This window comes from Pseudomonas putida (genome assembly GCA_029953615.1).
Lineage (GTDB): Bacteria > Pseudomonadota > Gammaproteobacteria > Pseudomonadales > Pseudomonadaceae > Aquipseudomonas.
The window spans coordinates 5,519,159-5,542,052 of the sequence record CP124529.1 but is presented as its reverse complement, the minus strand read 5'-3'; the positions used below and the strand labels follow the sequence as shown (position 1 = coordinate 5,542,052).

20 protein-coding genes are annotated in these 22,894 nt (G+C 53.6%); 6 read left to right on the top strand and 14 right to left on the bottom strand.

The window, feature by feature from the left end; all coding sequences use genetic code 11:
- Positions 1 to 219: 219 nt before the first annotated feature.
- The 6 genes from QIY50_25485 to QIY50_25460 are packed head-to-tail and all read right to left on the bottom strand — an operon-like array spanning position 220 to position 6,829.
- Complete coding sequence (locus QIY50_25485; protein ID WGV20565.1) at positions 220 to 2,625, bottom strand: hypothetical protein; 2,406 nt, start codon at positions 2,623 to 2,625, stop codon at positions 220 to 222.
- A complete protein-coding gene (locus QIY50_25480; GenBank protein ID WGV20564.1) occupies positions 2,619 to 3,560 on the bottom strand; it encodes an ATP-binding protein in 942 nt (313 codons plus the stop codon). The genes QIY50_25485 and QIY50_25480 overlap by 7 nt, the downstream gene beginning before the upstream one ends.
- A complete protein-coding gene (locus tag QIY50_25475) occupies positions 3,550 to 3,993 on the bottom strand; it encodes a hypothetical protein (protein WGV20563.1) in 444 nt (147 codons plus the stop codon). Before QIY50_25475 ends, QIY50_25480 begins: the two co-directional genes overlap by 11 nt.
- Positions 3,994 to 3,997: 4 nt before the next feature.
- Positions 3,998 to 5,485 carry a transposase gene (locus tag QIY50_25470; protein WGV20562.1) on the bottom strand — a complete coding sequence of 496 codons (1,488 nt, stop codon included), beginning with the start codon at positions 5,483 to 5,485 and terminating at the stop codon, positions 3,998 to 4,000.
- Positions 5,486 to 5,512: 27 nt separating this feature from the next.
- Entirely contained in the window at positions 5,513 to 6,142 is a 630-nt protein-coding gene (locus QIY50_25465; GenBank protein ID WGV20561.1) for a hypothetical protein, read from the bottom strand.
- A gap of 39 nt (positions 6,143 to 6,181) precedes the next feature.
- Complete coding sequence (locus QIY50_25460) at positions 6,182 to 6,829, bottom strand: hypothetical protein (GenBank protein ID WGV20560.1); 648 nt, start codon at positions 6,827 to 6,829, stop codon at positions 6,182 to 6,184.
- Between the two features lie 712 nt (positions 6,830 to 7,541).
- On the opposite strand from QIY50_25460, the gene QIY50_25455 reads away from it, so the two are divergent.
- On the top strand, positions 7,542 to 8,408 hold the full coding sequence (locus tag QIY50_25455) for a hypothetical protein (protein WGV20559.1): 867 nt from the start codon (positions 7,542 to 7,544) through the stop codon (positions 8,406 to 8,408).
- A 63-nt stretch (positions 8,409 to 8,471) separates the two neighbouring features.
- Here the strand turns inward: QIY50_25455 and QIY50_25450 are convergent, their stop codons facing one another.
- The 3 genes from QIY50_25450 to QIY50_25440 form a co-directional block, all read right to left on the bottom strand.
- Positions 8,472 to 9,479 (bottom strand): DNA-binding protein, encoded by a 1,008-nt coding sequence (locus QIY50_25450; GenBank protein WGV20558.1) that lies wholly within the window; start codon positions 9,477 to 9,479, stop codon positions 8,472 to 8,474.
- A 119-nt stretch (positions 9,480 to 9,598) separates the two neighbouring features.
- The gene (locus tag QIY50_25445; protein WGV20557.1) at positions 9,599 to 10,360 is read right to left on the bottom strand and encodes an NAD-dependent deacylase; all 762 of its coding nucleotides are present in this window, start codon (positions 10,358 to 10,360) and stop codon (positions 9,599 to 9,601) included.
- Positions 10,361 to 10,461: 101 nt separating this feature from the next.
- Positions 10,462 to 10,767, bottom strand: a complete 306-nt coding sequence (locus QIY50_25440) for a hypothetical protein (protein WGV20556.1) — start codon at positions 10,765 to 10,767, stop codon at positions 10,462 to 10,464.
- Positions 10,768 to 11,184: 417 nt separating this feature from the next.
- Here QIY50_25440 and QIY50_25435 point away from each other — a divergent pair, with 417 nt between their 5' ends.
- The 3 genes from QIY50_25435 (at position 11,185) to QIY50_25425 (ending at position 14,977) form a co-directional block, all read left to right on the top strand.
- The gene (locus tag QIY50_25435; protein WGV20555.1) at positions 11,185 to 12,093 is read left to right on the top strand and encodes a site-specific integrase; all 909 of its coding nucleotides are present in this window, start codon (positions 11,185 to 11,187) and stop codon (positions 12,091 to 12,093) included.
- A 611-nt stretch (positions 12,094 to 12,704) separates the two neighbouring features.
- Complete coding sequence (locus QIY50_25430; GenBank protein WGV20554.1) at positions 12,705 to 14,147, top strand: AAA family ATPase; 1,443 nt, start codon at positions 12,705 to 12,707, stop codon at positions 14,145 to 14,147.
- 53 nt (positions 14,148 to 14,200) lie between these two features.
- A complete protein-coding gene (locus QIY50_25425) occupies positions 14,201 to 14,977 on the top strand; it encodes a hypothetical protein (GenBank protein WGV20553.1) in 777 nt (258 codons plus the stop codon).
- Between the two features lie 514 nt (positions 14,978 to 15,491).
- Here the strand turns inward: QIY50_25425 and QIY50_25420 are convergent.
- Positions 15,492 to 15,614 carry a hypothetical protein gene (locus tag QIY50_25420; protein ID WGV20552.1) on the bottom strand — a complete coding sequence of 41 codons (123 nt, stop codon included), beginning with the start codon at positions 15,612 to 15,614 and terminating at the stop codon, positions 15,492 to 15,494.
- A gap of 104 nt (positions 15,615 to 15,718) precedes the next feature.
- On the opposite strand from QIY50_25420, the gene QIY50_25415 reads away from it, so the two are divergent.
- Positions 15,719 to 16,150 (top strand): DUF1524 domain-containing protein, encoded by a 432-nt coding sequence (locus QIY50_25415; protein WGV23119.1) that lies wholly within the window; start codon positions 15,719 to 15,721, stop codon positions 16,148 to 16,150.
- Positions 16,151 to 16,169: 19 nt separating this feature from the next.
- A complete protein-coding gene (locus tag QIY50_25410) occupies positions 16,170 to 16,289 on the top strand; it encodes a DUF1524 domain-containing protein (GenBank protein WGV20551.1) in 120 nt (39 codons plus the stop codon).
- Positions 16,290 to 16,410: 121 nt separating this feature from the next.
- Here the strand turns inward: QIY50_25410 and QIY50_25405 are convergent, their stop codons facing one another.
- From QIY50_25405 to prpR, 4 genes are all read right to left on the bottom strand, one after another.
- Positions 16,411 to 17,316 carry a plasmid partitioning protein RepB C-terminal domain-containing protein gene (locus tag QIY50_25405; protein WGV20550.1) on the bottom strand — a complete coding sequence of 302 codons (906 nt, stop codon included), beginning with the start codon at positions 17,314 to 17,316 and terminating at the stop codon, positions 16,411 to 16,413.
- Complete coding sequence (locus tag QIY50_25400; protein WGV20549.1) at positions 17,313 to 18,206, bottom strand: plasmid partitioning protein RepB C-terminal domain-containing protein; 894 nt, start codon at positions 18,204 to 18,206, stop codon at positions 17,313 to 17,315. Before QIY50_25400 ends, QIY50_25405 begins: the two co-directional genes overlap by 4 nt.
- Positions 18,206 to 19,759: a recombinase family protein gene (locus QIY50_25395; GenBank protein WGV20548.1), complete on the bottom strand. Its 1,554-nt coding sequence runs from the start codon at positions 19,757 to 19,759 to the stop codon at positions 18,206 to 18,208. The genes QIY50_25400 and QIY50_25395 overlap by 1 nt, the downstream gene beginning before the upstream one ends.
- Before the next feature lie 1,037 nt (positions 19,760 to 20,796).
- The gene (prpR, locus tag QIY50_25390) at positions 20,797 to 22,749 is read right to left on the bottom strand and encodes a propionate catabolism operon regulatory protein PrpR (protein WGV20547.1); all 1,953 of its coding nucleotides are present in this window, start codon (positions 22,747 to 22,749) and stop codon (positions 20,797 to 20,799) included.
- Positions 22,750 to 22,894: the final 145 nt, after the last annotated feature.

Here is a 22,894-nt window from a genome sequence, read left to right as displayed (position 1 = left end):
GCATTTCGGCGCGAAAATCGTCACGGCTCTGGATTTGAGGCTCATGATTTATCATGGGTCTGATGGAATTTTTTTGAGAACTCTTGTGTTAGGGAAGCCCGGGTAACACAATTCGTGCTCGGATTAATTAGATAAAGTTGGATTGCGGCAGGCGTAGCGTGAGTGCTTTTGAGTGAGAGTCGCGAGAGGCTATCGTCGTACGGAGATACAGTGAACAGTCTATTGGCGAGGTTTGGTATAAGTGTTCGCCATAAAAGCATGCGTCTGCAGTGAGTGCGAACGACTATGAGTCAGAAAGCGTTCGTGGACTTTCTGTAATGCGTTTTTTGTAATCATGATCTCGGAGCTTTTTCCGCCTAGTGGTATTTTGGCGGCCTTTATGAATCCAGTCCATACGAGATGGTGTAAGTAACCATTGGCGGCGCCGATGATTGCTGTAGCTTCAGCTAAGGAGTAGTGTGTACTATAAAAATGCTTGATGGCGTTGAAGTCGTGAGGCTTTATATAAATCTGTTGGTTAATTGTAATCCGGAACAGGTGTGCTGGTTTTATAAAGGTGTTGTAGATCTTTTTTTGTTCTCGGTGCGTGATTTTTTCAAGCTTGGCAAGGGGTTGAAGGTTTTTAATGGCGTTTTCGGCGATTTCCACCTCGTTAGGGGTTAGGGTCGTCTGGAAGGCCAAGGTTCGGAAATGCGCTGGGCGCGCCAAGATTAATTGGTCAGTTATTTTTCGTAACTCAACAGGATTGATTTTGTATTTCTGGCACAGTGAACTGCTTTTGATCAGTTGGCCATGGTCTCGGAGGTTTCGGTAGTCCGAAGTGTTGGGGTTCAGCGTTGCGATGATTTCTGGAGTAATGTCTTTGCGATAGTAGACACTATAGAATTTAGGTGTTGTGTTTTTTGTTTCAATGGGGAAGATGCCAAGGTGGGCAAGGTGAATAGGTGGGAAGCTTTTTTGGCTTCCTATCAGAAGTTTTAGTTCTGTGGAGAGTACCAAGTTTTCACGGCACTTTGATACCACGGATTTTGGTACCTGCAGCTTACCGTTTTGTCCGGAATAGCATGGGGTCAGCAGATTGGAGTGAATGAGAAAACGTACCTCGTTTTTTGTGCATTCCAGATATTTCGAGATTTCGACCAGATCCATTACCGGACTATTTATATCGGGTGGTAATGGTGTGATCTTAGCTAGGGAGACCTTTAGGTTGGTGCTTGCAAACAGGGGGTGCTCGTTGGAAACTATTTCGACAGTGCTTACGTCTTCGTTCAGAATGAATGAGGGCGTCGGGGAAATGTTTCGGCGTGAGAGTGCAGTGGAGATGCACTCAAGGTTAAGGTAGTTAACGATTCTTCGTATATGACGAGTCTCTTTGTGGAGATTGGCGGCAATTGACCGCACAGATGTATATCTTTCTAGAAACCTCTCTACCGCTTCACGCTCGAGATAAGCTTCTCCTGGCATGATTTTTGTGGGCCTTTTGCCAAAATAACCTTGGCTGACAAGCTGCGCGAAGTGAGGTCTTGGAATATGCAGTAGTAGTGCCGCCTCGGAATAAGAGATTTGATTGATTGGTGTTGTTGCTATCACTTTGCTGTGATGTGGTGAAATAATTTTATCCGCAATTTTTTTTATGAGAATGATCTCCTCGCGACAGTAAGATGGCTTGGTCCGAGATGAGTGTGGGAAGGTGGGGTGTTTACGTACTTTATGCCAGTTATGCGGACTAATGCTCAGGAAGTTACGGGTCTGTTCCGTTGTCAAGGTCAGATTTTGTGGGGGTGGATTTTTTGAGTGGGACAAAGGCCGTAATTGATCAATGGTCGCACAGAGTGCTGAGTAGGCTTTGGGGCTCAAGATAGGCAGCAGCTTCATCAGGAACATACGTTTTCTAACTGTTGATAGTGGCCCAATCAGGAAGCGGAACGAGGGTGCACCCAGATCAAAGTGCTCTCCTGCAATGCTGATTGCAGTTATGAATATGTGCCTATTCTCAATCTCGGGCTTTGATTCGCTATGACCCAGCGTATGCATGATGTCAGCGTACAAATCGAAGCGTTCCTGCTGCTGAGTTTGCACCCAGCCCAAGAGCAGTTGCTCGGGGGATGCGTCCATTGTTGTAACGGGTGGCGATACCAACTTGACGCCGCAACGACAACGGTCCGCGATCTGGTTGGACCAGGTAAACTGCCGGCTACAAGCCGGGCAGCGGGTCAGATAGCGTCTAGCATGGACAGGACATACTCCAGTCCCTCTGATATCCTTGAAATATTTTTCAACGCCAGTCTCCCAGCATTCCGTACAAATAGCACTCTCGTTGAATCTCAGCAAGGAAAGTGGTATCACCAGAGCATCGAGCCTGGCGCACAGTGCTCTGCTTGTTGGGTGTAGCAACGTGGAATAAAATCCGCTTGAAACGGTGATCCCATAAGTTGTAGCCGCCCGATCCAGGTGCTGGGCTAGGGCCTGTGATGCGAACAGGCAATTCTTCATATAGTCCTTACCAATTAGTCGATCGATGAACACTGTACAGCTGGAATATCCGTTATTGAGAGCTCCCCGTCTGATCACGCTACTAGGAGACTCTCCAGCTTGAGGGATCGGTATGAAGCCGAGCGTCAGCATGTGTATGCCTCCAGCATTTTATCTAAACGGGAAGGCGCTAGTTCGAATGGGTTTTCATCGGTTGCCAAATTCTCGGAAATGTACAATTCAGCTGTTGCGTCACTCAGGTCACTGATGCGCAAAATTCCATCGTTGCGCAGAAGGCAAAACTCTAAGGCATTGCAAATAATGAGTTTCAAGTACTCGAGATTACCTTTTGTCGCCAGATAGAGCTGTGTAGAGACCATGTGGTCGCAAAGATGTAAGCCGCTGCTCAACTCTCCAATCGTGTAGAGCTTTTGGTCCAGAGTGGTGAGTAACGCTTGATAGTCTGAATCAGGGTCGACGCTGAACGCAGGGTAATGGAGTTCAGCGCGGAAAGGGAAGCGTCTGGCAAGGACAGCCCTACTGTAAATCAGGTCCAGGCATTCATCGGTTCCGATGATAACAAACGGAATGTTTGTCAAGTTAATGAGTGTGACAAGGCAGTCGATGATACCTTCCCGCATCAACACGGCATTCGCACGAGTTAATCGTTGAAACTCGTCGATGATGATGACCTCCACCCCTCTGGTCAGTAATAGTCGAGTGCAGCGATGAATGAGATCGACTGTATCGCCTTTGGTATCGCTATTACCCAAATTGATCAGCAGGGTTTTAATGAACGACTTAACGGTCACTTGGGCCGGAATCGTACACAAAAAAGCTGGTGTGATGGTGTACACACCGTCATCGCGAACAACGGTCGATGGCGGGGGGAATGAGTCGCTGAAGAACTTTGCCAGCGTGGATTTGCCAGAGCCTGCAGGACCTGTCACCACCGCGCAGCTTGGAATATTCCTATTTTTAGTACAGGCAACAGATTTTTTCATGATCGCAAGAGCGTTACGGTAGGCGCTGAAGAATACGATCTGATTGGAGAGCTTAAGAATCTTTTCCGACATGTTAGTGTTCATGATCGTCTCCGGTGGTTGTTGGAGGGACATCAACGAGTCTGACTTCCACAACTTCTGCGTTGTTGGGTATGCTGTCAGTAAACGGCAGCCTTGCAGGCGCGGGTCGGCTCTGTTTCCGTGCAGATGTTGGTTTGCGCTCGGGTGTGGCAGTTGCTTTCGCCATTTTCGACGAGTCTTTGGGCTTGTGAGTCGCCTTTTTGTGTTTGGCGCGCATTTTGAGGTTGAGCAGCCGCCGTTGCTCTTTAGCTTTAGCGAAGCTAAAAGCCTTACGACGTTCAGACATAGCGGCGCGAATTTCATCGTGCATGGCCATTGTCAAGCCCACTTGATAGTCGGGATCCACCGCCTCAGCGGCATACAATTTATTGGAGTCTTGAGGGTCACAGACCCAAATGGTGCCTAGTTCACTGACGTCGTAGAAAAACGTCAGCATCACCTCATTCCGACTGCGGGTGGACAAATATGGAATTGCGGGGCAGGTCCATTGCAGATGGTGGTAGCGCACACCGTCCATTGACTGGCTTGGCAGTGGCTTTGCTAAGGAATATCTGGTGAATGTCTTCCAAGCTATAGGTCTTTGGCGGAAAGCAAGGGTCGACGTTATTGTCCCAGACATCGTTGGGGCTCGTGTCATCCAGCGACGAGTGCGGCGTGGCATGGTAGATTTCCAACCACTGCTCAAATAACTCAGTGAATTGCTCGAGGGTGTAAACCGCCTCTTTTTTTGACTCATAATCGCCACACTCGATGGGGTTAGAAAACGTGGTGCCAGGCAGATTATGGGTCAGGTGGGTGTTAAGGGTCTTGAACCAGCGCTCGACGTGAGGTTTCTGATCAGGCAAACCAGGCTCACAGAAAATGACTCGAGCTCCAATCAACGCCAAACTATCAGCCAGCTTTTTTTTGATGAAGTCCGGGCCGTTGTCGCAGGTATAAGAGGCTGCCGCACCCCGTCGGTCGCCAGGCGTCAATGAAACCTTGATGGCACGGATTGTTTTCTCAATGCTTGGATGATTGTGTGAAAGATCCCAGCCGATAATTCGTCTCGACGTTACTTCCAACAACACGGTCAGCCACGCCCTGCCGATATTGCGCCCTTGGTCGTCGACCAACTGCAAATCTACTCGCTGGCTGTCACACTCCACATGTTCCAGCAGATAATTGGGCGTCTTGGCTTTTTTGCTCCACTTCTGCCGCTGCTTGGCAAACTTGTTACCATGCTGACAACTGTCGACGCGAAACTGATCCAGTTCTTTGATGAGTCGGTAGAACGTAGAGTAAGAGGGGATGCGCACTTGCTGGTGCACCGGTCGCTTGCTGTTGTCGACTTGCAGTTGGGCAATGATGCTGTCGATCACCTCGGAAATGGGGAGGGGTGTCCTCGTTAAGTAGAATAATTCGACGTTGTAGTTGAAAACCGATCGCACTTCTTCTGGCTGCCTTGATATCCGGCTTTGACCACGTCTGGGACGAGGCACCAGGGCAATGGCGCTTCCACCTGCTAACCGATAAGCCCTGCACCAGCTATACAGCGTTGGATAGGTCGGACCGGCAGCGTCCCCGCGCTCTAGCTTAACCTGGTTGATCAACTGCAGGGTCTCATCCACTGGCAACTTTGTGCCGAAACGGGCCTCAGCAGCTCTGACATAAGCCAGTCGCTTGTTGTGTGCATGCTGATGTGCTTCGGACAGGCCAGACACGATCCTATTGGGCTGGCCTTTCAAAGGGGCCTCGGCAACCTTGATGTAATAGCCGCGGCTGCAGGCAACTTTGAATCGGTCGATTGATTTACAAGTAATCATGCCGGTGCGGCGCAAGCTGCGCAGTTGCACCGTGCCTTGTTCTACAGACGTGACCTGATAGTCTTCGTCGCCACAGCGATAGTGTTCGCCTGGGGTCACAGTGAAGTCAGCGAGCGTGCGCATTTTCAACCTCCGCCAAGGATTAGTGTGTCACGCTGAGAAATTGCGGTGAGTCTTCAGACTCTGGAAGAAACGCTCGACGTCGGATTTCCGGTCATGCACGCGGGGTGTGACGAAATTGATCTGAACCCCGATCAACGCCAAGCTATCCGCCAGCACTTTAGCGCTGTAATCCGCGCCGTTATCAGGGGTGTACTCCAATCCCGCGCCAAGTCGCGCCCATGCAGTCCATGAGGGTGAGTTGTTCTTGATAAGCCCGGCATCCACAATTATCCGGCTTAACCGATCAACTATTAACCACGACGTGATACCGCGACGGGCGAGAGGATCAATGAGTTTCAGCGATAAAAGAAGGCTGTCGGGCGACCCATGGCTCAGGGGCCCTGAATACTTGTCCTTGTAGCTTCTGAGGTGTGAAAAGAATGCGGGCAAAGCTACTCGGAGGTTTGAGACCGCTGGAAAAACTCTGATGGTGTGTTGCACCATGTCTATCTCATCCACCAGTACACGATGCTCGTGCGGTGAGAAATAGTTGGGCATAGGCACTGATGAAGTCATCTCCACTTTCAATGGTGGACTCTGGCGACGTTGTTTTGCGTGCCCTGGGTAAATATGTTTCCCTTGGCTTGGGGTAAAGGGATAACGGAGAGACTGTCTCATACAAGTGCCTCCTATTTAGCTTAGATTAAATACAAGCAGTCAGTGACTGATGATTTTCGAGCCCAAATGCAATGGCCCAGTGTCCACTCTAAAAAGCATGCGGTAAAACAGTCCGTAAGCAATCTCTTGCATTCGATATCCTTGGCTGAGCAACTGGCCAATTGTTTGGGGGTCCCTAGCCGTAGTGGGAAGAGACTTGGCTAAGAGCGTGGCTTGAGCGGCTACGGCACCGAATGAGTACCAATAGAGTTTTTTCAAATCACAGTCGGCGCCGGCTTGTTGTATTTCGGATTGTCTGATTGTCTTCAGGAAAGAGCCGCACTCAGCAAAGAGCGGTTCGTACAGATGGCGGCGAGCTACGTTGCGCGGACTGTTGTATTTATTATCATGTTTGATTTCGTAGTAAGCCACTTTGCCGCTTTGATACACGACCTCAAAATCTGGGGTGTAGCGAGTGTGTGGTGCCAGCAGTTCTACGGTGCAGGGTTGTGTGGTGTAACTCCTGATATTCGGATTTCGTTCCAGGAGGAGGCAGAAGTCAGCTTCGAGTAATGAATCACAGCCCATGACACGCCCGTTTTTTCGCGAAGGGAACTGTGTGACGCGCCTGCCGTGGCGGCCTCTACTCGGGGCTACAGCTTCGATAATGCTTAGGTTGATGGCTAGGCTCGGCGGTACAGTAAGCATGTTCTTGCTCCTGAAAAGTTTCGCTGAGTTAATGGTTTTCTCTATCATTTGAAATGCGTCTGGCAAGAGCACTCTCTGACTTTGTGGCCTGTAATGGAACAGCATGAATCAGCAGTAGACTCTGCAGTAACTTTGGTGGGCGCGCGTATTGAGGCTTAAATCAAGGTGATCCTGAACGCTTGGATCACCTTGAGTTCACCTCGAACAAAATTACGTTTTTGTAGAAAAGCCAATTTCATCGTTTCGTTTATAAATTCCGCGGAGATTTTTGTTATTGGTTTCTAGCATAAGTCGTCGGCCAGTGGCATGAGCCTTGATGTTGTTCAAAGCCTATCGCTGGGGGAGGACGGCGAGGCAATTTTGCCTGGCACATTTCACCATTTGACACCAGCTCGAAGTAATACATCGGGGCCGAATCCGGGCTGCTAGATAGCTAGGGATATATTCAATCCATTGCTATTTCCTATTCGATAGAGATAGTAAATGGTCTCCTATTAGCTATTGGTCAGCGGTGTCAACACTTGAGAGTGTTGTTCTCGATGACTCCATTGTAGGATGTAACGATGGTGATTTCTAATGGCCAAAAGTGTTGCAGAAGGGCCTCTTTCCGTTTTCCGCGCAAGGCTCTAGCTAAGGCGTTTCAGCCGGATATTGGAGGTTTTCAAAGTCGCGCAAAGGAGATCGCGTACCGAACGTACTCGAGGTGTACAGCGTGGCCATCCTGAACGTTGGATCAATTGGCTCAGTGTTTCGTAGCAAGGTATTGTTTCACGCCACGGCACAATCGATGGGCTGCCCCCACACGCCATACAGCATGGCAAACTGCTGGCATCATTCTCACCCTCACCCTGATAGCGTGTCGCTATGGGAAGGTATGCGGGCTGGTGCGAAACCACAGGACAATAACCAAACCAAGTTATTTGGCGATTTCCCACATCTGCACACGCTGTTTGAAAATCCGTTTTGGTCAGCCATCTCACACCCCGAATGGACGATGGAGTGGGATGAGCTGGCAGATAGCATTCGAGTGGGCGGGATAGCGCTAGATGGTTGCAGCGGCAAGTTGACGCGGCTGTTGCGTGATCGTGTAGATTGGCCTTGTTTAGGTGTTCACTTGGTTTTGCATCAAACGCAAGATACCCGATTTTTCCATCACCGATTGTGGCTGAAGGATAACTTAGCCGCCATGGTTCGCCTGTGCAGTATGCAGCGACCTATGAGTTTCGTTCGCACGGAGTTTCAGGACTTTCTCTTTCGAATGATCTCCGGTGGGCATGCACCGAAAGTCATTATGCAATCTTGTGCCGCGGAAAAGTTCGCAAATGAAACGCTGTTTGAATTTCTGCTGCGGAGGCAGTGGCTACATGGCGAGGATCAACATCTCGCGCTACTGATTTGGAACTTCCGTCAGCAGCTTCAGCACGAGTTGGATATTGGACCTCCCCAGACTATGGGGCCTGCAGGATGTGGATTGCCCCATTCCTTGCGGCAAAAGTGGTACCGCAAACGCTCGCAATGGATGGATCACCCTATCCACTTAAACGGTGTTTGCTGCGAATTCGGCGACCAGTATGCATAGATTGCTGTTTTTTGCGATAAGCAAGCAGCCTCGTCGGTGGTGGAGCCGCCGACCTTTGTTCATTCAGGGAGTGACGTTATCGGGGCCTGAGGCTTGGCGGATGGAAGCTGTTGCGCTGGGCAGGCGGGCCAATAGCTGATGGACCTGGTGCAGTTGTTGCGTGAGGTCGCGAAGACTGCGACGGTCCTGGCGACGATCGAGCAAATACCGGTGTGCGCGTTCCCGTAAGCTGGTCGCTTCAAGCTGCAGCAACTGCTCCCGCTGTTGCAGTTGGCTGATAACTGTATTCAGCTGTTCGTGACTCGCGTGAAGCTGCTTCACCTGTTTCTGTTCGGCCTGCAAGGCGAGGCGATGGGCTTGGTGTTCAGCGTTTTGACGCTCCAGATCACGGTACAGGTGGGTCAACTCTTCCTGTTTGCTCATCAGTTGCTCCTGCAGACGCCGCTGCTCATGCTGGAGCTGCTGTACCTGTGCTTCATGGCGCTGGATGTCAGCCTCTCGCTGCTGACGGCTCTGCTCCCGGAAGTGCACCAACGACTCGCGCGCCTGTTGGTACTTTTCCTCCAGCGACCGAAGCTGTTCGTCGCGATCGCGGACGGCTTGCTGGAGATGGGATTCAGTGGCGAGCAGTCGCTGCCGGTCACCCTCCAGCTGTTCGATGCGCTTGGCAAGGCTGCGCTCTTGCTCGCGTGCTTCCACACGTTCCTCCAGAAGCAATTGATGGTTCCTTTTCAACTCATCATGGCGGGCGCTATCGACCTGCCGTTGCTGTTCGTAAACCTGTCGTTGCCGTTCAAGACGAGCGCGGTCGGCGCTGACCGCTGCTTGTGCATCTGCCGCCAGGCGCTGTACTAAACCGCTTATATAGGTCTGGACCTCTTCGTTCAAGGTGACCGCAGGCGGTCGCGGCTCTTCGCTCGCCAGTTCACGCAGGTAGCGGCTGATCGTGGTTTTCGAACCCGTGTCGCCCAGTTCGACCCGCACCGCGTCAATGCTCGGCGCTTCACCCCGCGCAAGCAGTGCGTCGCGCGCAGATTGCACCAGCGCTTTGTTGATTCCGCTACGGGCCATGGCGTTGATCCGATAGGGTGGTTCCTACACAGTATGGTGCAAACCAGATGCGCTGCTTTATTCACGGTCGCGTGTTGTCTGGGTGGCGCCTTGAGAAGACGCTCTCTGAATGCTGTTCCCTAATTAGCGAGTACCCGTTCGAGCAGGGTGGGCAAGACTTGTCCAGCATTGCCAATCAGCATCAGTTCTTTGGGCTTGTCCATGCTGACGTCGATCGGATTGATGTGGATGACCACGCCGCCTGCCGCGAGGACGAGGTCGGGCAGGCTGGCGGCTGGCATGACCACGCCGGAGGTGCCAATCGACAGCAGCACGTCGCACTCACGCGCCGCTTGCGCGGCGGCTTTCCAGGTTCCCGCCGGCAGATCTTCGCCGAACCACACCACGCCCGGTCGCAGCCGGCCATTGCAGTGGCTACAGCGCGGCGGTTCGACCAGCTCGCCTTCCTCGGAGATGGGCTGCTCAGCGGCAGCGAACTCGGCGGGGCGGTGACAGGCAAAACACTTGGGCGTGATCAGGCTGCCATGCAGGTGTACGACGTCCTGGCTGCCAGCGCGCTCATGCAGGTCGTCGATGTTCTGGGTAATCACCGTGAGGTGGCGTCCGCTGCCGGCCAGCCGGGCGATGGCGCGGTGCGCCGCGTTCGGCTGGGCCTGCAGCATCTGTTGGCGTCGCCACAGGTACCAGCCCCACACCAGCGCCGGGTTCTCGCGAAACGCCTTCGCCGTTTCCAGGCGCTGCGGATCCTGGCGCGCCCACAGCCCCGTCAGCTGATCGCGAAACGTCGGAATCCCGCTTTCGGCCGAGATCCCCGCGCCGCTGAGCACCACGACATGGCGCGCCTGCCGCAAGGCAGTGGCGGCGTCTGTGAGCACATCCATCGACAGTTGGCCTCCTTCGCTAGGGCCTGGATCAACTCAGCGGAGCTGGCCGGTTTTACCCACCCACCAGCGAGTGGTCTGGCGAGTCCTGGTTGCACCTGTTAGCCACCGTCGTGGAACCAATCGTTGCGGCTGACCAGGCCCAGATCCGCTTCGCTGGAGTTGGGGGCGCTGTCAAACAGGTGCGCGGTCCGTCGCTCCTGTTTGAGGAAGGCGAGGGTGGTAAAGAAGCAGCGCTCGCACAGGTGCACTTCATAGCGCTCGCCGTCGTGCGCCGTCCCATAACCCCACTGCGCCTCCAGCGTCCCGTACTGCAGGTTGCCGTTCGTCAGCCGGGTGGACGCATCACAGATATCGCAGCGCACATCGGTCACGGCCTGCTGTTCCACGCGTTCCAGGATTTTCATGGGGCTGCCTCGTTTGCCAGCGTTTCTTTAAGCGTAGAGGTCGGCGGCGTGTGCAATTGGCCATCGGTCGCGCGGGTTCAGGTGTGGCGGGCGGCATTGTGCGGGGACTGCCGCGACGTTTGACTACACTGAGAAATGGATTCGCTCCTGGCGCTGTGCCGCATGCGCGTAAACCGGAGCGACCCGAGCGTCGATCCCGGTTCGGTGAAGGCCGCCGCCGATGGCGTGGTACAGCTGCCCTCGCGGTGTTACGGCCGATTATTTCGTACTGTTTGAGCGGTACGAAATTACAGGTGTACAGCCAGCCGTCCTGAGCGCTCAGCGGGCAGAATACTGAGGTGTGAGAAGCCCAGATTCTCGAACGTGATAGCGTCTTCTGCGCTTTATCTACCGTCAAGGGGTACAACTGGAGGAGGAGTGGACACTTCGTCTGAACGCTACATACGCGCCGCGCGTCGAGCCAGTACAGACAGGCGCTATGCCAAGGCCATTGAGCACTTCGAGGCTGAGTGGGGCGGGCTACTACCGTCTTCCAGCGAAACTGTCGTGCGCTATCTCACACACTACGGCGACCAACTCACGACCAGCACGCTGCGCGTGCATTTGGCGGCCTTGGCCCGCTGGCATCAGCAGCAGGGCTTTGTTGATCCCACCAAATCACCACGCGTCCGCGACACACTGCGCGGTATCCAGGCCCTAAACCCACAGCCGGTGCAGCAGGCCGAAGCCTTTGCGCTGAAGGAGTTAGAGACCTGCATCGCCCAACTGGCGATGGAACTCGATGAACCGGTGCTCGCGGTGAGGTTGCGCGCTGCACGTGACCAGGCATTGATCTTGCTCGGCTTCTGGCGGGCGTTTCGAAGTGATGAGTTGTGCCGGCTGCGGATCGAACACATTCAACTGCGCCAAGCGAAAGGGTTGGAGCTGTTCTTGCCAAGCAGCAAAACCGACCGCAGTAACCGCGGCCGCGTGGTCAAGGTGCCGGCCCTCAAGCGCTTGTGCCCCGTAGCGGCATATGAGGTGTGGTTGGAAGAGAGTAGGCTCAGCGAGGGGGCGCTATTTCGTTCCATCGACCGCTGGGGGCATATCGGGAAGAAGGCGCTTAATGCCAACAGCCTCTCGCGTTTACTACGGCAGGTACTTCTGCGAAGCGGTGTCCACTCGGTAGGTTACTCAGCGCACTCGTTGCGACGAGGGTTTGCCACCTGGGCGAGCGCAAATCAGTGGAGCAGCAAGGATCTGATGGATTATGTCGGGTGGCGCGATGTGCAGACAGCAGTGCGGTACATCGAAGCCGATGCGCCTTTCGGCGATTGGGTACGTTAAGGCTGGGGACCTCATGCTGAGTGCGCTCTTCTTGTTTTCAGTTTCTCGTTCGGAGTAGGTACCTGCGAATATGGTTCCCTAGATTAACGTAGGCACATTGCGTTTTATCAAGTTTTTCATTGCGTAGGTCACGAGGAGACGCAGAGCTACGGTCTAGGTCGAGACTTCAAAGGGAAAGGGGGGGCGGGGCTGTATATTAAACCAGTAATCGCACAAGGCCATCATCTTGTAACATTAGGGAGGTGGTCTTTGGCCTTTTAACCCTCTGATGCGACTTGGTCAGGATGAGGTAATCTCGTACTCATCGTTGAAGCACCCTTCGCCCAGTCAGGTAGCCGAGGAACTGCAGGACCAACAATCTAAATCAGTTGGTTATGATGCGGCCCTCCACGCGATGATAGCGGGGCTGTTGGGAGAGCCGATGACGTATCTACTCCGAGTAGTGGATTCGTACCTATGCTACCAGAGCGAGGGCAGCCCAACCGCATCGACCACATTTTGAACTCCCAGGGTACTCCCAAGGAGAATGAGGGAGGAGGACCAGCAAAAGGTTAATAATCAAATTAGAGCTCAGTTCCGGTTTATGCAGTCATGTCAGAATGGAGATTGATGTGAGTTTAGAACAAGTATTTGATAGTCTTAGCAAGCCAGTCATGCAGGCCTCGCCTTTGATTGCGTCCATATCGGTAAAAGGTTTGTTTGGGCTTTATAATTATGATCTCCCCGCTAGTGGTCTATTCTCTAACGCTGCAATTCTATATGGAGACAATGGTGTCGGGAAGAGTACCCTTCTCCGGTTAGTGTTTCATCTGCTCTCTCCAGGGCCAAGAAATGGCCACAGACAGGCGCTATATGACGCAGAATTTGACGAGCTGAGTGCGGCGCTCGCAAATGGAGTGACTGTTCGAGCTAAGAGACAACTGACGAGGAATCGACTTGCATCTGGAGAGCATTTAAAAAAACTAGTTCTTACCGTAGAGCGTGACACTGCAATCCTTGCGCTCTGGGAGTTTGTTCCCAGAAATCACCGGGCGGATACTACCGACTATTATTACCATGATTCGGATAGTGGGTTGGTAGTAAGAAGCACTAAGAAGAGTATTGCTGATCGATATAAAATCGCAGGTGAGCTTATAGGTGAGGGGCCTTTTTTAAGCAAGTTGTCAAGCTTTGTCCCAAACATATTTATCTTGAATGCTGACAGGCGCTTAGATAGTGATGCTGTAGCAGATCCAGGTGACGAGGTTGAACTTCGGCGGTTCATGCGTATGGATGAGCCCAAGCGATTAAATGACATCGTTACCCGCTCTAGGCAAATAGCTCTTATGCAAGCGTTAAGCTCTGCGAGCAAGTGGATCTCTCGCAAGGCTATACACAGCGCAAACCGTGGGTCTGAAAATGTTCATACCGTTTACACAAATGTAATCAAACAGCTGACTTCTGCCAATTCTTCACCTCTTGAAGACACCGATTTCACAGAGCTCCAAAATCAGCTATCGGGGATTGAGCATAAAACGAATGAGCTCTCACGATATGAGTTGGCCACTCCTCTCAATACTCTCGAACTTAAAAAATCTCTTAATGCACGGTCTAAAAGTAAAAAACGCATAGCTGCTGAGCTATTAGTTCCATATATTGAAAGCCTGCATAGCCGTCTGGCCGCCCTTGATCCTATTTATCAGTTGATCGAAAAGTTTGTCACAACCATCAATGAAAATTATTTAAGGGATAAATATATTACGTATAAGGTAAGTCAGGGTTTCAGTATATATAGCGCAAAAAATGAACCTCTTGATGCCAGGCACCTATCCTCTGGTGAACAACAACTCATGCTGCTGTTCTGCTATGTTCTTTCTGGGCGGGATAAGCCTTGTGTCTTTATGATCGACGAGCCTGAGATCTCTCTGAATGTCAAATGGCAAAGGCAGCTTGTCCAATCCTTGCTTGATATCACAAAGGAGAGCAGGATTCAGTTTATCTTTGCATCGCATTCTATGGAATTGCTTGCGCAACATAGAGACCGGGTGGTGCCTATGCAGAGTAGGGCACAATGATTCCTAGAAGAAAAATAGATGAGCTAATCGTCCGTCACCAGTATGAGCCAACGTTGCAAGACATCTATGTAGAGGGCTTGTTTGATAAGGAGGTTCTTACATCCTTCATATCTTCTGTCGGAACCGATCATGTGGTTTATGATATCGATGGAATAGACATTGGGCCGGATATCTTAGCTAAGCATGGTCTGACTGACGGCAATAAGCAGCGTGTAATTGCTCTTGCAAAAGAATTGTCTGTCATTACTGAAGATAGTCAGTATCGTTGTGTCGTTGATAAAGACTTGGATCACTGGGTTGAAACGGTCGAGCAAGTTCCACGATTGAATTGGACTGAGCATACATCAATTGAGCTTTATTTTTACACGAAAAAAATACTAACTGATATAGTTGTTGTTTCTGGTCGAGCCAAAATTAGTGACATTGACGAATTTATGAACTCATTGGCTTTGGTGCTAAAAACACTATATGCCTTACGTGTTGTGGATCGCGAGCTAGCCTGGAATATGGAGTGGGTCGAACCTTTTAAGGATCTTTCGACTCAAGGAAGTGGGCTTGCGATCAACATTGGTACATACCTGAATCGGCTTCTTTCCAAGAATCGAAGGCATCAAGATCAGGCCGAATTCGTCAAGCTATTAGATGTATGGCTGGCACGATTGACTGGGGATCCGCGTTCATATATTAGAGGGCATGATTTTGTAAGTGTTCTTGCATGGAGCACCAAAGAGTTTAAGGGGATTAAAGAGGTTGGAGATTCAGTTATAATTGAAAGAATGCTTGTTCTCATTTCGCGGTCGGTCGAGGAGTTAGCGCATCTCATGCGTTGAGATGTATCGGTTTCGCGGGCTGAAGTGACCTTAGCCTCTAAAGCTCGTTAAATTAAACTAAAAAATTAGCCCCTTGAAGCTGCGCTTTAAGGGGTGAGTGGCCAAGTTGGGGTTCGCCAGTTGCTTAAGTTAATCGGCGCTAATGAGGCTGATGGCAATTCCTCATTCGCTTTTGAACTATGTCAATTTCGATGTTGGCTAGCTGATGTAGATGTTCGTATAAATGCGTTAATTTCACATTGCCCCGTCGTATTCTTGATTTGATATGGCTGAAGGTGCGTGGTTCAAGGCTTTGAGTTGATATTCGTTCACTGCTCTGAATTGTGACTCTGCAATCTGACGCAGCCTCTCGATCTCTGGCAAGGGGCCGGTGGGTGGTCGTTAGAAGCCTTCGCGACCGACCGCTATCGACCCAGGCTGTGGGAAAACCTCTCGACCGATGTGGCTGTTCAAAAAATATCCTAAAAATCGCGCGTCTACGCAAATTCTGGGTCTGCTAAGCCGACATCTCTTTTCAGATTTCGCTCTGGTAGCTACGCACGGTGTTGGCCGCTGTACCGGCGGCGATGAATGCGTCCGCAGCGGCATGGGTGCTGTCGGCCAACTCTGTTAGCACCAACGGCTGGGAGGAGGGCATCTGTACCGGCTCTGTCAATTTCATCTCGCTCAACGCTGCAATAGGTTCGGATAACCAGTGCTTATCAGACCTAATATAACGAAGAGGTCGGCATGACGATATCCATGATCGTGAAGGGCCGTTATCGACCCATAGCTGCCCTTCGCAAAGTGCCGCAATCGGCAAAAGCTGCTAGTCACGAACGCTGCCTTCGGCCCAGCGCAATCCTTCATCACGTTCGACTACAGCTGACGCTGATCCTTGAATTCCGTAACGCTTGCATCAGTGCACCGCTGTACCCAAACCGGCTGGATACCGCAAAAACCTGTTCGCTGCTAACGGAACTCGAGGGCGGCTCACGGCTATCCGTTAAAAGCGAAGAACCGGAAACACCAGACCTATCAGCGCTTGATATAGACCACATTTTGCCGCGTAGTTGGCACGTCCCGCTGGACGCAGAAAGATGGCAGCGTGGCAGCCGACAGCGACGAGTCGGATATCGAAGTGATTGTGCGCTCTTGCGGCACATTGACGCCCTGGCAGCTCCTGATTCGTGAACGGCATGAGAGCATCCCAATGCTAGGCAACTTGACGTTGCTGAACCTTGGCGTCAATAGGACGGCGCAACCCTGCAATTTCGCGACGAAACGCGACAAGCTGATGCCATTGCTAGCCTTGGTCTCAATGCCCCACTGATTGCCACCTCTGCACGGGACGAAGCCGCGATTCCAGCCAAAGCCCATGCCCTCGCCAACATAGCACTGACGATCTGCCCCCGAAACGAATGATGTCCTCCCACTAAGCACAGCAGGTAGGTCTATTCACGCTCCAGACTACGAGCATCTGCGGTGACCGCCTCCACAACCCCCGCCAGCTCCCGCACTAGGTCAGGCTCGAAACGCTCCAGGTAAGCTGCGATAGTCTGATTGCGCAGCATGCGAGACACATAGCCCTTGGCAACCACGAGTACCAGCATGGTTTCGCCGAGGGTGTCCTCGACCAACCGGTAATCGTGGTAGAGTTTTTCCATCTCTCGCTCCATGCGTGCAATGTCTTCAGCAGTCACGCCCTCACTGACTTTCTTTGCCTCAACCAGCTGTTCAGGACGCGTTGCGGCTAATACCATTTCGGCGTAGCGACCAGTAAAGCAGTTGGCGGAAATCATCATCTCGACTAGTTCTACCTGGCGCATCGGCTTCATCTTACGCAACACGCGAAAGACCGCCTGACTAACCATTCGCGTTTTCAGCATCTCAGCGACTTCCGGCGCAATCCCCCGCAACAAATGCTGGCGCTCGCGGATGCGTCCGACGTTGACGCTCAAGACTTCGGCAATCCGCTCGGCAGTCGTTCCTTTGCGTATCGCCTCCAGAATCATCTTGTGCTCTTGAATCGGGGTAAGTCGGTTGACCTGCCGGTTGTAGGTAAAACCTTCGTCATCTGTCGCCAACAGGCACAACGTGTCTTCCGCCCCCAACTGTGCGAGCGCAGCTAGCCGCAAATGACCATCCAACAGTAGATAACGAGGCTCCCCTCCCGTCCCGTGAACCGGCTCGGGATAAACCGCGAGCGGCTCGACCACGCCCAATTCACGGATGGAGGCTAAAATCGCTGCGAATTTGACGGACGTCAGCATGTCGTGGGTGACTTGGCGAGAGGGCAAGATCAGCGGTAAGCGGACGGTAATCAACTCGGGGGCAAAGGCACGCTTGACGACAGTCATGCGTCCCCCTGAATTCGCTCGGCCAATACCTGCGGCATATCATCAATACCTTCACTGCGTAACATTGACCGGAAAAATTCATCGGCCAACAACCGACGCAATGCAGTCACGACGAAGAGCAATCTTTGCTCACCGATGTCCGCCTTCTTTACCATCAGGCGCTGACGGCGCACCTCAGTCTGATAGGCAGTCAGCAACTGGCGAGGAGTGGTCATGCGCTCGCCTCCATGCTGCCTACCATAGCCCTTGCCAAGAACGCGTCTTCGGTCGATCAGGCGGCGCACCTTGATGAGTTCATCTCCTTTTAACAATCCACTTTCATAGGCTTCGACCATGGCGGCCTGGACCTGGGCATCGTCGGACCGTGCCACATGGATCGCGACTTTAATCGGTAGCCAGCCCTTTTCGACGGCAGCGATCAGGCGCTCCTCTCCCTGCCGCAACAAGATCAAAATGCCGCCAACATAGGCACGGTCCAAGCAGGTTTTCTGGGCAATCTGCCTGATGGAGTAACCACGCTCGTGCAGTACGTTGATCGCCATCAGCAAGTCGCGGTTCGAATGCTTACGTCGCGCCAGATTCTCTACCAGGCTGATGAGATAGCGGTCTGCCTCTGCCGCCGTCACCACGACCGCTGGAATGGCCGACTCCCCCAGGACCTTGAAGGCTTCGAAGCGCCCCTGCCCACAGATCAGGTCGAAACTCGAACCGTTACGGGTCACCGTGATCGGTCGTTTCAACCCCAGACTCGCAATGTTTTCCACCAGGCGTGCAAACACTTGTTGATTGCGACTACGCGGATTGAGCACGCGAATATCCGCGAGTGGGATCTGCGCAATAGGCGCCGCCTGCGCCACATGAAGTGCAAGATGCTCTTCCGATGTGGCCATTACGCAGCGCTCCCCAGGGGTATACGTCGACTCAGGGCCGCTAGGATATCCAAGCTGTTGAACCGGTAGAGTTCCAATTCGCGCGGATTAGTATCTCCCAGACGCAGGTGAGGTGCCGCCAAATCGATCATGGGAAAGAGGTAGTAATCAAGCACCTCCTGCTCACCTGGGAGCATGCGAACAGCGACAGTAAGGTCAGGTAACAAGCCGAAATCGAAGCGTAGCTGCCAACGCCTGCGCACTGACTCTGAACATTGACAGCGGCAAAGCACCACCGAAATCGAGAACTCATCATTAACCCAAACCAGCTGGGTCTGGGGATCGACCGAGATGTGTCCACCGACAAGACGAATGCGCTCCTGTGTGTCGACCAAGATGTGCGGATACAGCTCTCGCAGCCGACGATTGGCCTCCAGAAAGCTGTAGTCCCGTCCGGGGGAATAGCCAATTAGGCTGTAGCTGCGTAGCAGACTACCAAAGCGCTGGCGATAACAACTGCTGGAGGGGCAATCCTCTTGCTCATCAATGATCAACCCAGACAGACAACCTCGCTCCGCAAATAGTTGTTTCAGCGTCGCCAGCATTTGCTCGTCAGTCCAGTGCCGTGACCGCGCTCGGATGATGGCCTGCGCCGCGAGAAACAAAGCGTGGTCGACCACAGAGGAGAAGGCACCGTCGGACCGCACCAACTGATCAACTGGATTGGATGTTCGGGGCTGTTTCAGCTTGCCAGACGTGCGATTCCAAACATTGTTACCGATGTACTTTTCGTTGATCAGGACCTGATGCACCACTCCCCGTGACCAAGGTCGCTGGAAGTCTGTAAGCAGTCCACGCCGATTCAGTTGAGTTGCAATTTCAGCTTCGGTTCGACCTTCCCTGACAAATGCCTGGTAAATGTCTTGAACGACCTGTTGTTCGGACTCAGGACCAGGCGTGAGAATCACCCGATCCGTCTGAAGGCTTTTGTACTCTCCCCGATCCAAGATTGCTTTAGGCTGCCCTGTCTGATCTATAAGTTGACGACGCAATCCATATCCAGCCGGGCCACCTTGTCGGTATCCCAGCTGGATCAAGCGCGACTGCCCCGCAAACACCTTGACGGACAGCTCACGACTGTACTCACCAGCCATCATGCGTTTAACACTCTTGATGATGCTGGATACCGGTGAGCCATCGTTAACGAACTGTTCGGCGCAATATTCGACCCTGACACCCGCCTGCCGACATCGAACTTCGTAGCTGGCGCTCACATCAGGGTCCTGAAAGCGCCCCCAGCGACTTACGTCATAGACCAAAACTACAGAGAACTCGGACTGACCAGCGTCGACATCTAGAAGTAGCTGTTGGAGAGCTTCCCGACCATCCAGGCTCAAGCCACTTTTACCCGCATCGGTGTATACCCGGACGATCTCCAGCTCATGTGCTGCCGCATAAACGCGAATGGCATCCAGCTGATTTTCAGTGGAGTACTGCTGGTGCTCCGTCGACATGCGGACATAGGCAGCAGCTCTATTGCTGCCTTCGGTCGTGGATAGATGTGCTCGTCTCATTTGTAGATCGATGCCCCCTTAGCGACTTGGGGTCTACACCCATGCCAAGCCGTAGACCGCACCACACCTACCGGCCTACATCAGATGCGCTACTCACGAATATAAAGAGGAGATACGGAAAGATGATCACTAAAATGGGTAATTCATTTCCAATCTGCGCCCAAACTTACGCCGGTGCCCTAGCTGCTGCCTTGCGCACCGAATTAGGCACGTCACATCGCGCAATCAAGACGCTGCGCCATTGGACCGATGCCAGTGAACGTACGGCTAAGCATTGGCTGGCGGGCAGCCATGGTCCGAGTGGCCCTTCATTTGATTGAATTAATGCGGCATTCCGAACATGCCCTTCAGGCGGTGCTTGAGTTGGCGCAGCGGAACTCGTCCGTAGCAGTGGTCTGGCTTCCCGCTTTGCGCGAGCGTTTGCTTGACGTCGCGGAAATGATCGATGTTTGCCTGGGTCCTGGCAGCGCTCACTGACAGCCATTTGAGCGGTCTCCGGCCTCTCTATCGCTGTAGCCTGAATCCTCCGTGCTCAGAAGATTCCAACCCATTTAAAGTATGAGGATCCAGCATTTGAAGAGTGCAGGATGTCCAAGTCTAAAAAACTGGTGGCGGGACTACTGTTCAGCTGAATGTCCGTAGTTGGCCGATTGCTGCCGCTCTCCACAGGCAGCTTTGGGTCGAAAGCGGTCAGTCGCGTCCAGACCGGCTGAATATGCACATCGCGAAAACGCACCTCCGGACGCCATACTGTCCTACTCCGACTGCTCCGACTGCATCAGCATGGTCCTCAGGCGACTGAGCAAGAATGCCGGACGATACAGTACACCGCGCATAGTCGCCGGATCTGATAGAGGGCAAGCGCTCGCAGAATGAGTATCTCAGGTAACTAAACAGGTTGAGCGCCCCCACAACAAAATCGCTAGCAACCCGGCGATGTACGTCGAGCCAGTCAGTTGGCGGATGATTAGACGGTATCGGGCCTTGAGACTGTCCAACCAGACGTCATGGGTTGAACATGGGATTGGGGCTTTCATTCAATTGGCAGATCGCAAGCGCCGCCACAAGGTTGTGCGGCTGATGCCGAGACGGCGGGCGGCTTCGTCGAGGTTGCCGTGGCAGCTTTCCAGCGTTTCCTTTACATGGCGCAGTTGCGCGATCTTGCCGATGGTGTGCAGGTCCGTTTCGCCTGGCGACTTTTTCCGGGCGGGTGAACGGGGAGGGCCTTCGCACAGTTCAGGTAGCACGCGTGCCAGGTACTGCTCTTTCAAGCGGTGTTCCTCAAGCAGTTCGCGTGCCGAGAGCATCGCGCGCTCGATCACATTCTCCAGTTCCCGGACATTGCCCGGCCAGGCATAGCGTTCAAGGTACGGCAGCAGCGCGGCGGGGATGTCTGCAGCTCCCGGTGGTTGCCCCTGAACAAGCAGGCGCTGGCTAATGACCCGGCAGATCAGGGCAATGTCCTCAGGGCGCTCTCGCAGCGGGGTGGTCTGCAGACGCAGGATGTTGAGCCGGAAATACAGGTCGGTACGGAAATCGCCATCGTCCATGGCGCTGCGCAGGTCCTGGTGGGTGGCGGCAATGATGCGCACGTCGATGGCAATCGGTTCGGTGCTGCCCAGGCGCAGGACTTCGCGCTCTTGCAGCACGCGCAGAAGGCGTGTTTGCAGCGAAACCGGCATGTCGCCGATCTCGTCGAGGAACAGCGTGCCGCGGTGTGCCGCTTCGAACAGGCCTGGCTTGCCACCTTTGCGCGAGCCGCTGAAGGCGCCTTCCTCGTAGCCGAACAATTCACTTTCCAACAACGACTCGGGAAACGCCGCGCAATTGATGGCGACAAAGGGGCCCTGCCGGCGTGGGCTTTCGTTATGGATTCCCTGGGCGAGCAGTTCCTTGCCGGTGCCGCTTTCACCGGTAATCAGGATGGTCGAATGGCTGGTGGCAAAACGCTTGGCCAACTGCAGCATCTCGCGGTTGGCCTTGCTGTTGCCGTTGAGCTGGTCGAGCCGGTAACGGGCAGTGAACGCACCGGGGCGGCGGGTGGATCGGATGCGCTGGTCGGCACGTTGCACAACAGTGATGTCCTGGCAGGTCAGGACCAGGCCGGTACGTTCGCCGTTCTCCAGGATAGGCAGTAAATTGCTCACCACGACGTGCGAGCCGAGCCGCATCACACGGTTTTCTTCACCCGTGCCTTCCTGCAGCGCCTGCTGCATGTCCAGTTCCGGGCACAGCTGCTGCAGCGGCCGGCCCAACGCTGCGCTAACCGGCAGGTCCAGCAGCTGCGCAAGGGCCGGGTTGAGCGACTGCACCACGCCTTGGTTGTCGACCGCTGCAACGCCGGCGGGGATATGCCGCAGCACGGCATTCAGATGCCGCCGTTTGGCGATCTCGACGCGCTGAGTGTCGAGAATGCCCAGGGCTTCCTCCAGCGCTTTGCGCGCGGTTTCTTCGCTCAGCGACAGCACGCCATGCAGCCCTGCCTGCTCCGCCAGCCCCACCACCGTCGACGAGCCGATGATGCTGCGACAGCCTAGCTGGGCCGCCTGTTCGACGGCCTGGCGGGCCTCTTCCAGGGAGGTGTAGGCGGCCTGGTGAACCTGGACGGTGAAGAGCGCGGCCATGGCTTGCAGGTCGTGGTTGATGTGGTTGTAGCTGAGCACGGCCACTTGGGAGGAGCGTTCGCGGGCCTGCCCCAATGCCCGTAGCAGATCGCCGCTGCCCACGCGCATCGCCAGTACCGGGCGTGTCAGGTGTTTGCGCAGGTAGGCGGCGGTCGCCCCGGCGCAGACGAACACATCGACCTTACCTGCCTGCTCCAATTCTTGGGCGGTCTGCAGTGCTTCAGCCACCGAGGTGTCGAGGACTTCGATACGGGTATCGGGGTAGTCCGTCGTGAGCCCGGCCACCACATGGGCGAGCCGGCTCCGTTGTTGGGGGCGCTGCAAGTGGCTGATCAACACGACGACCTGGGAGGCAAGAGCATCCATCACGGGGCCTATTCATATTTGAAATGTTTCGATATTGAATCAATACCTTGCAAATATGCAACGAGCAGCCTGACTTTCGCTCGGCGGTGAGGCGTCAGAACCCAGGCTGTATGCGGCCTGTGGCTGACTTTTGAAGAGTTGGCCC

Coding starts and splice junctions, on each gene's coding strand:
- QIY50_25485 (WGV20565.1), bottom strand. CDS start 2,625: ATGCTGACGCTCGGCTTCATACCGATCCCTCAAGCTGGAGAGTCTCCT.
- QIY50_25480 (WGV20564.1), bottom strand. CDS start 3,560: ATGAACACTAACATGTCGGAAAAGATTCTTAAGCTCTCCAATCAGATC.
- QIY50_25475 (WGV20563.1), bottom strand. CDS start 3,993: ATGCTGACGTTTTTCTACGACGTCAGTGAACTAGGCACCATTTGGGTC.
- QIY50_25470 (WGV20562.1), bottom strand. CDS start 5,485: ATGCGCACGCTCGCTGACTTCACTGTGACCCCAGGCGAACACTATCGC.
- QIY50_25465 (WGV20561.1), bottom strand. CDS start 6,142: ATGAGACAGTCTCTCCGTTATCCCTTTACCCCAAGCCAAGGGAAACAT.
- QIY50_25460 (WGV20560.1), bottom strand. CDS start 6,829: ATGCTTACTGTACCGCCGAGCCTAGCCATCAACCTAAGCATTATCGAA.
- QIY50_25450 (WGV20558.1), bottom strand. CDS start 9,479: ATGGCCCGTAGCGGAATCAACAAAGCGCTGGTGCAATCTGCGCGCGAC.
- QIY50_25445 (WGV20557.1), bottom strand. CDS start 10,360: ATGGATGTGCTCACAGACGCCGCCACTGCCTTGCGGCAGGCGCGCCAT.
- QIY50_25440 (WGV20556.1), bottom strand. CDS start 10,767: ATGAAAATCCTGGAACGCGTGGAACAGCAGGCCGTGACCGATGTGCGC.
- QIY50_25420 (WGV20552.1), bottom strand. CDS start 15,614: ATGCCCTCCTCCCAGCCGTTGGTGCTAACAGAGTTGGCCGACAGCACC.
- QIY50_25415 (WGV23119.1), top strand. CDS start 15,719: ATGATCGTGAAGGGCCGTTATCGACCCATAGCTGCCCTTCGCAAAGTG.
- QIY50_25410 (WGV20551.1), top strand. CDS start 16,170: ATGCTAGGCAACTTGACGTTGCTGAACCTTGGCGTCAATAGGACGGCG.
- QIY50_25405 (WGV20550.1), bottom strand. CDS start 17,316: ATGACTGTCGTCAAGCGTGCCTTTGCCCCCGAGTTGATTACCGTCCGC.
- QIY50_25400 (WGV20549.1), bottom strand. CDS start 18,206: ATGGCCACATCGGAAGAGCATCTTGCACTTCATGTGGCGCAGGCGGCG.
- QIY50_25395 (WGV20548.1), bottom strand. CDS start 19,759: ATGAGACGAGCACATCTATCCACGACCGAAGGCAGCAATAGAGCTGCT.
- prpR (WGV20547.1), bottom strand. CDS start 22,749: ATGGATGCTCTTGCCTCCCAGGTCGTCGTGTTGATCAGCCACTTGCAG.